This is a genomic window from Acidobacteriota bacterium (assembly GCA_040756905.1).
In the GTDB taxonomy this organism is placed as follows: Bacteria; Acidobacteriota; Aminicenantia; order JBFLYD01; family JBFLYD01; genus JBFLYD01.
The window spans coordinates 69,659-77,102 of record JBFLYD010000037.1; the positions used below are offsets into that span (position 1 = coordinate 69,659).

General features: G+C 37.6%; 7 protein-coding genes. 6 read left to right on the forward strand and 1 reads right to left on the reverse strand.

The window, feature by feature from the left end; genetic code table 11:
• Nucleotides 1–67: 67 nt before the first annotated feature.
• The 4 genes from AB1410_06040 (at nucleotide 68) to AB1410_06055 (ending at nucleotide 5,279) form a co-directional block, all read left to right on the forward strand.
• Entirely contained in the window at nucleotides 68–1,021 is a 954-nt protein-coding gene (locus tag AB1410_06040) for a nuclear transport factor 2 family protein (GenBank protein ID MEW6456255.1), read from the forward strand.
• A gap of 595 nt (nucleotides 1,022–1,616) precedes the next feature.
• Entirely contained in the window at nucleotides 1,617–2,984 is a 1,368-nt protein-coding gene (locus tag AB1410_06045; protein ID MEW6456256.1) for an FAD-dependent oxidoreductase, read from the forward strand.
• 23 nt (nucleotides 2,985–3,007) lie between these two features.
• The gene (locus tag AB1410_06050; GenBank protein MEW6456257.1) at nucleotides 3,008–4,852 is read left to right on the forward strand and encodes an aldehyde ferredoxin oxidoreductase family protein; all 1,845 of its coding nucleotides are present in this window, start codon (nucleotides 3,008–3,010) and stop codon (nucleotides 4,850–4,852) included.
• Nucleotides 4,827–5,279 (forward strand): 4Fe-4S dicluster domain-containing protein, encoded by a 453-nt coding sequence (locus AB1410_06055; protein ID MEW6456258.1) that lies wholly within the window; start codon nucleotides 4,827–4,829, stop codon nucleotides 5,277–5,279. Before AB1410_06050 ends, AB1410_06055 begins: the two co-directional genes overlap by 26 nt.
• Before the next feature lie 8 nt (nucleotides 5,280–5,287).
• Here AB1410_06055 and AB1410_06060 read toward each other — a convergent pair whose 3' ends face one another.
• Nucleotides 5,288–5,554, reverse strand: a complete 267-nt coding sequence (locus tag AB1410_06060; GenBank protein MEW6456259.1) for a MoaD/ThiS family protein — start codon at nucleotides 5,552–5,554, stop codon at nucleotides 5,288–5,290.
• Between the two features lie 170 nt (nucleotides 5,555–5,724).
• Between AB1410_06060 and AB1410_06065 the strand changes: the two genes are divergently transcribed.
• Together AB1410_06065 and AB1410_06070 are read left to right on the forward strand one after the other, a co-directional pair.
• A complete protein-coding gene (locus AB1410_06065; protein ID MEW6456260.1) occupies nucleotides 5,725–6,231 on the forward strand; it encodes a hypothetical protein in 507 nt (168 codons plus the stop codon).
• 82 nt (nucleotides 6,232–6,313) lie between these two features.
• Nucleotides 6,314–7,369 (forward strand): sigma-54-dependent Fis family transcriptional regulator, encoded by a 1,056-nt coding sequence (locus tag AB1410_06070; GenBank protein ID MEW6456261.1) that lies wholly within the window; start codon nucleotides 6,314–6,316, stop codon nucleotides 7,367–7,369.
• The last annotated feature ends 75 nt before the right edge of the window (nucleotides 7,370–7,444 follow it).

The window sequence follows — 7,444 nt, forward strand, 5'->3', positions numbered from 1 at the left end:
TAATTCGGATATGAACAAGTTATATGAAATTGCTGCCAAAAAAAGGAAAAAAAGGAGGTAGTGAGTTATGAAAAGAACTCTTTGGATCAGAATCGGAGTCGCGGTAGTTGTGGCTTTAGCCACCGTGCTCGTTGCCACTCAGACAAAGAAAGAGCCTAAGGAGATTAAGAAAGGAGTGCAATCGATGAAAGAAACTATCCTCTCTCTTGAGAAGGGCGCCATGGAACGCTGGCGCAACGGCGATCCTTGGGGCTGGGTGGAAATCAGTGCCGAGGACGTGACCTATGTAGATCCCACCCTGACCAGGCCTATTCTCGGTCTTGAGGAATACAAAGCATACCTGAAGCAGCTCGAGGGAAAAATCCGTTACCAGAGTTCGGAATTCATCGATCCTAAGGTTGTGGTTGTCGGGGATGCGGCTGTCTTAACGTACAATTATCGATCTACAGCCACCACACCGGAAGGAGCCGTCACAAGCCAAATCCTTTGGAACGCGACGGAAGTATATTTCCGACGGGATGGAAGGTGGAAAATCGCTCATACCCATTGGTCATATGTCAAGCACAAGCTCCCCAAGAGTCTGGAAATTCCCATTCCAGTGCAATTGTCGCTCAAGCAATACGAGGGGGTGTTGGGTGAGGTCATGGCGCTGGAATCCGCTGCGATGGAGAGGTGGCGTAAGGGAGACCCCTGGGGATTCACTGAAATCAGTGCTCCGGACGTCACGTACTTCGACACTGGGACGCCTCAACGATTAAATGGCCTGGAGGCCTTAAAAGCTGAATATGCGAAGATAGAAGGGAAGATCCATTACGATGTGATGGATTTTATCGACCCGAGGGTCCAGGCCCACGGAGATATGGCCGTGTTGACGTACCGTTTCTTCTCCACCTGGCTGAATCCAGACGGTTCCATTTTGAGCAGAACACCCTGGAACTGCACTGAGATCTTTGTGCGAATCGAAGGGAAATGGAGAATCATCCACACCCACTGGTCGTACATCAAGGGTGAGATGATGTGAACTTTCAACGGGTGATGAGCAATATCCCGTTCACCGTTGGGCTGCCAGTCGCCTGCGAGCATAGATGAGAATCGCACCAAACTTATTTGGATCGTAGGGTTGGCCGGATTTGGTACACGCATTATTGGGAAGTTCTTTGCAGCAGTCTATAGCAGGAATCTAAACAAAGCAATACCAAAGCTTATCTCTGAAATGAATCCAGGTGAAGGGCGATAACAATGGAAACAAAACTAACGCGGAGGAAGTTTTTTCAGTGAATGGTGACTGGTGGCAGGATTGGCTTGCTTCAAGGCATCCAGCCCTTTTAGTCCATGGGAACAAGAGTTGGACGGTGATGACCGACCATGTGCGCGAAATGGCGTCTCGACGTCCCAACACTCAACTTGTCGAATTCCTGAACTGCGGTCGCACAATCCATGATGAAGATCCGACTGGATTCTGCAAGGCTGTTAAGAAATTCTTGGACGCGTTATAGTTTCTGCTGAAAGTTGAAGTAGTTAATAAAGATAATGGGTTACTGATGGGTTATTCAATTGACATTAATATAGTTGTATTGTAATAATTCAGTGAAAACTTTGAGGTTATTTTGCACGGCATGAAGAGGATTAGATATTTGATAACAGGAACTGGGCCTGCTGGAATTGGAGCAGCTGAAGAAATCCTTAAAAGAGATAAAAACCCAGAGATAATAATCTTCTCAAAGGAGCCTTACCTTCCCTACTCCCGAGCTCTATTACCTTACCTCCTTTCTTCTCAAATTAAAGAAGAGGAAATCTATTATGACCGCAAAGATGTATACAAAAATCCTAATGTTTCTCTAAAATTGGGCGAAAAAGTTTCTAGTATTGATTTTAAAAAAAATCAAATAATTATAAATAATAATAAAAAAATTTCTTTTGATTACCTTCTTATCGCCACTGGTGGTAGAACTCTACTTCCTGAAATAGAAGGAATAAACAGTTCTAAAATATCTTCTTTCTCAACCTTAGATGATTATAAAACAATCCAGCATAAAATTAAGAGCACAAAAAAAGCAGTTGTAATCGGAGGAGGTCTTGTAGGAGTAAAAGCAGCAATCAGTTTAAAGAAGTTAGGAGTTAATGTCATATTAATTGAATTACTTAGTAATATTCTAAATACTATATTAGATAAAGAAGGTTCTTCAACTCTGGAAAAATTTTTAGAAAAAAAGGGGATCGAGATAAGGGTAAATTCAAAAATTGAGAGAATAATTTTTAAAAGGGATGGTGAATTATCAGGAGTAACATTAGAAGGAGGGGAAAAGATTGAATCAGATATGGTTATAAACGCAGCAGGAATTCGACCGAATCTTGAAATAGTGGAAGACTCGGAAATAAAAACAAATCAGGGAATTATCGTTGATAAACATCTAAAAACTAACATTGAAAATGTCTATGCTGCAGGAGATGTAGCTGAAGCATATGACATGTTAAGACAGAGTTATTGGATAAATCCTAATTGGACCTGCGCATTTCAGCAGGGAAGGATTGCAGGAGCAAACATGGCTGGAGCCAATGAAGAATATTCAGGAAGTTTTGCAATGAATTCCCTTGAGTTTTATAGTTTACCATGTATATCAATGGGAATTGTAAATGCCAGTTCTCAAGCAATGCATGAAGTAAAAAGAGTCATTCCTGCAAGGGATATTTACAGAAAAATTTTTATAAAGGATGGAAAATTGATTGGAGCAATATTAATAGGAGATTTAGAAAGGGCAGGGACTTTAAATTTCCTTTTAAGGAATCAAATTGATGTCTCCAATGTAGCAGAGGATATTCTTGATGACAAATATAATTTTATAGCGCTTTTAAAAGAACTCAGAAAAAAGGAAATGCTCGGTGAAGTAACATGGCCAGAAAGTCTTAGTTCCACTGAGAAATATAAGAAACACATTGATTTAGAAAAATGGACTCAACGGGTATCTCAAGAAGATGAAAAATAAATACATTAGGGAGATTGCATATCTTGTCTGAAGACATTTACTTAAGAAGCAATGTTTATGAGGTTGAGTTAACATCCGGAAAAATTCATTCTTATCATACTCCATTCAAAGTAATACAGGGATTTTTGGGAGGACGCGGGTTAAATATGTACTATCTTTACAAATTCCTAAAACCTAAAATAGACCCCCTTTCTCCTGAAAATGTTTTGATATTTGGAACTGGGCTTCTAACAGGAACAGGGGTTCCCAATTCAGGAAGGTTCAATGTTTCTACTCACTCTCCAGAATCCGATGCACTCGGTGATGCAAATTGTGGAGGATTCTTTGGACCTTATCTTCGATATGCAGGAATTGATAGATTGATAATAAAAGGAAAATCAAACCATCCATGTTATCTCTATATCGAAAACGGAAATATCGATATAAGGGATGCTTCTTCATATTGGGGGTTAAACACTGTAGATTGCCAGAGAAAGATGCGTCAGGATTTAGGTTCTGACATTCAGATTGCTTGTATTGGAGAAGCTGGCGAAAAAATGGTTCGATTTGCCACTATCATGAACGGAATGAAGAATGCAGCAGCCAGGGGAGGAATGGGAGCAGTTATGGGTTCAAAAAAATTAAAGGCAATCGTTTGTCGGGGGAATATGGGAATTCCCATAAAATATCCTGAAGAATTTCTTAAAAAAGTTGTGGAAATAAAAGATTATCTTTACAGCTCTAAAGTCATCAAGGTCCTGGGAAGAGTAGGAACTCCCCTTCTCTACGATGTTAGTAACTTCTTAGGAGCTATTAGGACAAAAAACAGTCAATTAAATGCCTTTGAGGATACTTTGAACGCTGAGGTAATCCATGAATATGTGGAAAAAATGCTTTCCTGCTTTTCTTGTGTGGTTCATTGCAGGCACAGAAATTCTGGGGGAGAAGGACCTGAGTATACAACCATTGGACTTTTAGGAGCGAACCTGGGGATTTCAAATACAAAGCAGGTTATAGAACTCAACAATCTTGCCAATAATTTGGGACTTGATGTCTCATCAACTGGAACTATCATAGCCTGGGCAATAGAACTTTTTGAAAAGGGATATTTAGATGAGAAAACTTATGGAAAAGCTCTAAAGTTTGGAGACTATTTAGGAATCAAGTCTCTTATGATAGAAATATCACGAAGAGAGGACCTTGGAAATATCTTGGCTGAGAGCACTAAGGCAGTTGAGAGGTTTGGAAGAGAAACATCAGACTTTTTAATAGCAATTAAAGGCTTGCCCCAGTCTGATCCCCATGATGTAAGATATTTAAAAAGTTTTGCCCTTGGAATAGCTGTTGCATCCAGGGGAGCTGACCATTTAAGAAATCGCCCAACTCTTGACATATTTGACCTTCCAGAAGAACTTCTAAAAAGTATATATGGTCAACCTGTCGATAAAAACCCTACCTCTTATAAAGATAAAGATTTACTGGTTTTCACCCATGAAAATATATATGCAGTTACTGATTCTTTAGGGATATGCAAGTTTATATGTCATGGTTTTAACAGTCCAGGCCTTTTAAAATATAAACACTTTTCTGAACTCATTCGAGTCACAACTGGCTGGGAAGTTTCAGTAGAAGAATTAAAAGAGTCTGGTAAAAGAATCGTTGATTTAGAAAGAATGATTAATCTTCGTGAAGGAATCACACGGAAAGATGACACGCTTCCAAAGAGATATTTTGATGAGGAGATGAAATTAAGGGTGGCAAAAGGTCATCGAATCGATAGAGAAAAATTTCAAGAAATGCTTTCAGGATATTATAAACTCCGAAAATGGAACGAAGATGGAACACTTTATCCTGAAAGAATAAATGAACTGGAAAGATATTATGAATAAACAGCCTGACAAAATAGTATACGCTAATTCTGAACTTTGCACTGGATGTGAATTATGTACATTTGCCTGTTCTGTAATAAGGTTTGGAGAAGCAAACCCTAAGAAATCCGGTATATTTATAAAGCGCGATTTATTTGAAAGGTATGAAATTCAATTTATATGCAGACATTGTGAGATTCCTTTTTGTGTTGATGCTTGCATTGTCGGCACAATGCAGAAAGATAGAAAAACAGGATTTGTAAACAATGATCCAAAAAGATGCGTCGGATGCTGGAGCTGTATTATGGTATGTCCTTATGATTCAATCATGCGTTCTTTTCTTATGGAGGAAAGAAAGGAAATTGCGGTTAAATGCAATGGATGTCCTCAGCGAGAGATTCCAGCCTGCGTCCAAGTATGTCCAACAGGCGCGCTTGCCTATGAATGAAAGATTTTTTAGCCACCTGATAAAGCCATCAATATCTTTACTTCATCATTATCATTAATTTCACTATCAATTCCTTTGAGTTGATCGTTTACTGCAATTAGGATATGAGAATGAAGTTTTTCTGTCCCTGATTCAAATATTTCATCTTTTAAAGAAGGATTTTGTGATATCAATTTTTTTAAAGCTTCTTTTACTGTTGATGCTCCTTCAACAACAACCTCATTTCTTAATTCAGGTATCATATCCTTTGGAATAAATTTAATCTTAACTTTCAACCTAAAATCCTTTCTATAAAACTCTTAAAATCTTCACTATCAAAGTAATTTTATTCCTGAAAACAAATTATTTCAACAAATTGAAATATTGTTGAATTTGCTTTATGTTATTAAATGGAATTTTATCCTATTATTCTGTTATAAAAAAATAGGATTTAGGGAAAAGCATGATGAAAAAATCCAGGATAAATGTAACAAGTATTTTTATATTTGGAATCGTTGTGGCCGTGGGTTTATACTTCTTTCTTACTCCCAATACAGGAATATGTGAGGTATGCGGTAGAAAATTGCATTCCCAGACAAAATATGTACTGCATCTCAAAAATGGAGACAGAAAAACCATGTGCTGCCCAACATGTGGGATAAGAAAACAAATGGAAATTTCAGAACTGGTTGAGCATGCAGAGGCAACAGATTATCTAACCAAGAAACTTATTTATGCCCAAAACGCCTATTTTCTTGAAGGCAGCGATGTTAATCCCTGCGCAGAGCATATACCACAAATTGTGAGAGACCAATACGGAATGACTGCTTATCTCTGCTATGATAGATGTAAACCCGGGTTGATAGCTTTTAAGAATTATGATGATGTCATTAATTTTCAGAGTAAACATGGAGGCGAAATAAAAAGATTAAACTATGAATACAAGAAATTGTCCCTAAAACCATTGAAGTGAACAAAAAAACATTCTGCTCACTAATTCTGAATTTGACATCTTAAAATATAACTGCTTAAATAGAAATTATCAGGGGAAGGAGATGAGCCATCCATCAAAATCTCTCATAGAGAAACTCCTCTCTTTACAGGAATCTGAGAATTTCTTAGAGATTCTCCTTTCAGATTATCTCAAAAGATTTATTAAAATTGCTGATGTATCCTTTGGTTCATTCTTTATATTTAAAAAAGAAAAGGATGTTTTTTCTCTGGCGGCAATGAAAAAAATAGGAGATTATGAGAAAAAAGAGAAAATCCTAAAAAGGATGGAAGAGGAAGGAAAAAAAGGAATAGTTCCTCATGTTCTTCAAACAATGAAACCATACATAACAAATGACTGTGAAAAAGACCCATTTCATATACCATTCAGAAAAGAGAAAATACTTTCAGAGATGGTAATTCCCTTTGATATAGATTCTGAAAGAATAGGCATCATAGTTTTAACCTCTATGAGGAAAAACCATTTCAATGAGTCTAATCTAAAAAGAATTGAACCTTCAATAAATGATTTTCTATATGAATTTCTCTCCTTAGAGTTTTACAGATTCTTAAAAGAAAAAGATAAAGAGGTTTATTTAATGCCATATGATTCCTACCTAAAAGAAATATTCCCTCAGATAAGAAAAATCTCTTCCTCAGATGAACCAGTCCTCATAGAAGGTTTAACTGGCTCTGGAAAAGAAGTAATTTCAAGGTTCATCCATTTCCTTTCTAAAAGAAAGGATAAACCATTTTACCCCATAAACTGCTCATCTTTCCCCTCAGAGGATCTAATCCAATCTGAACTCTTTGGCCATGAAAAAGGCTCATTCACTGGAGCATGGAGAAAATACCAAGGAAAGATAAAATCAGCTGATGGAGGAACACTCTTTTTAGATGAAATTCAGAGCTCCTCATTAAGGTTCCAGTACTCCCTTTTAAGATTAATTGAAAGAGGGGAAATCCATCCTCTTGGCTCTGAAAGAATTGAAAAATCAGATGTGAGGATAATTTCAGCTTGCTCCTCCTCTCCTGAGAAACTCTTAGATGAAGGAAAGCTTCTTCCTCCATGGGAGTGCACCCCTTGCATAGGACAAAAAAATAAGACACTATCTATGTAAGGAGGCAGCAAGTGTCTGGTAAAAAAAGAGTATTTAGCCCTGAATTTAAGCTTCAGGTTATTCAGGAAGCTGAAG

What these genes read in the sequence shown, in the direction of transcription:
- AB1410_06040 (MEW6456255.1), top strand. Translation starts at nt 68, where the DNA reads ATGAAAAGAACTCTTTGGATCAGAATCGGAGTCGCGGTAGTTGTGGCT.
- AB1410_06045 (MEW6456256.1), top strand. Translation starts at nt 1,617, where the DNA reads ATGAAGAGGATTAGATATTTGATAACAGGAACTGGGCCTGCTGGAATT.
- AB1410_06055 (MEW6456258.1), top strand. Translation starts at nt 4,827, where the DNA reads ATGAACTGGAAAGATATTATGAATAAACAGCCTGACAAAATAGTATAC.
- AB1410_06065 (MEW6456260.1), top strand. Translation starts at nt 5,725, where the DNA reads ATGAAAAAATCCAGGATAAATGTAACAAGTATTTTTATATTTGGAATC.
- AB1410_06070 (MEW6456261.1), top strand. Translation starts at nt 6,314, where the DNA reads ATGAGCCATCCATCAAAATCTCTCATAGAGAAACTCCTCTCTTTACAG.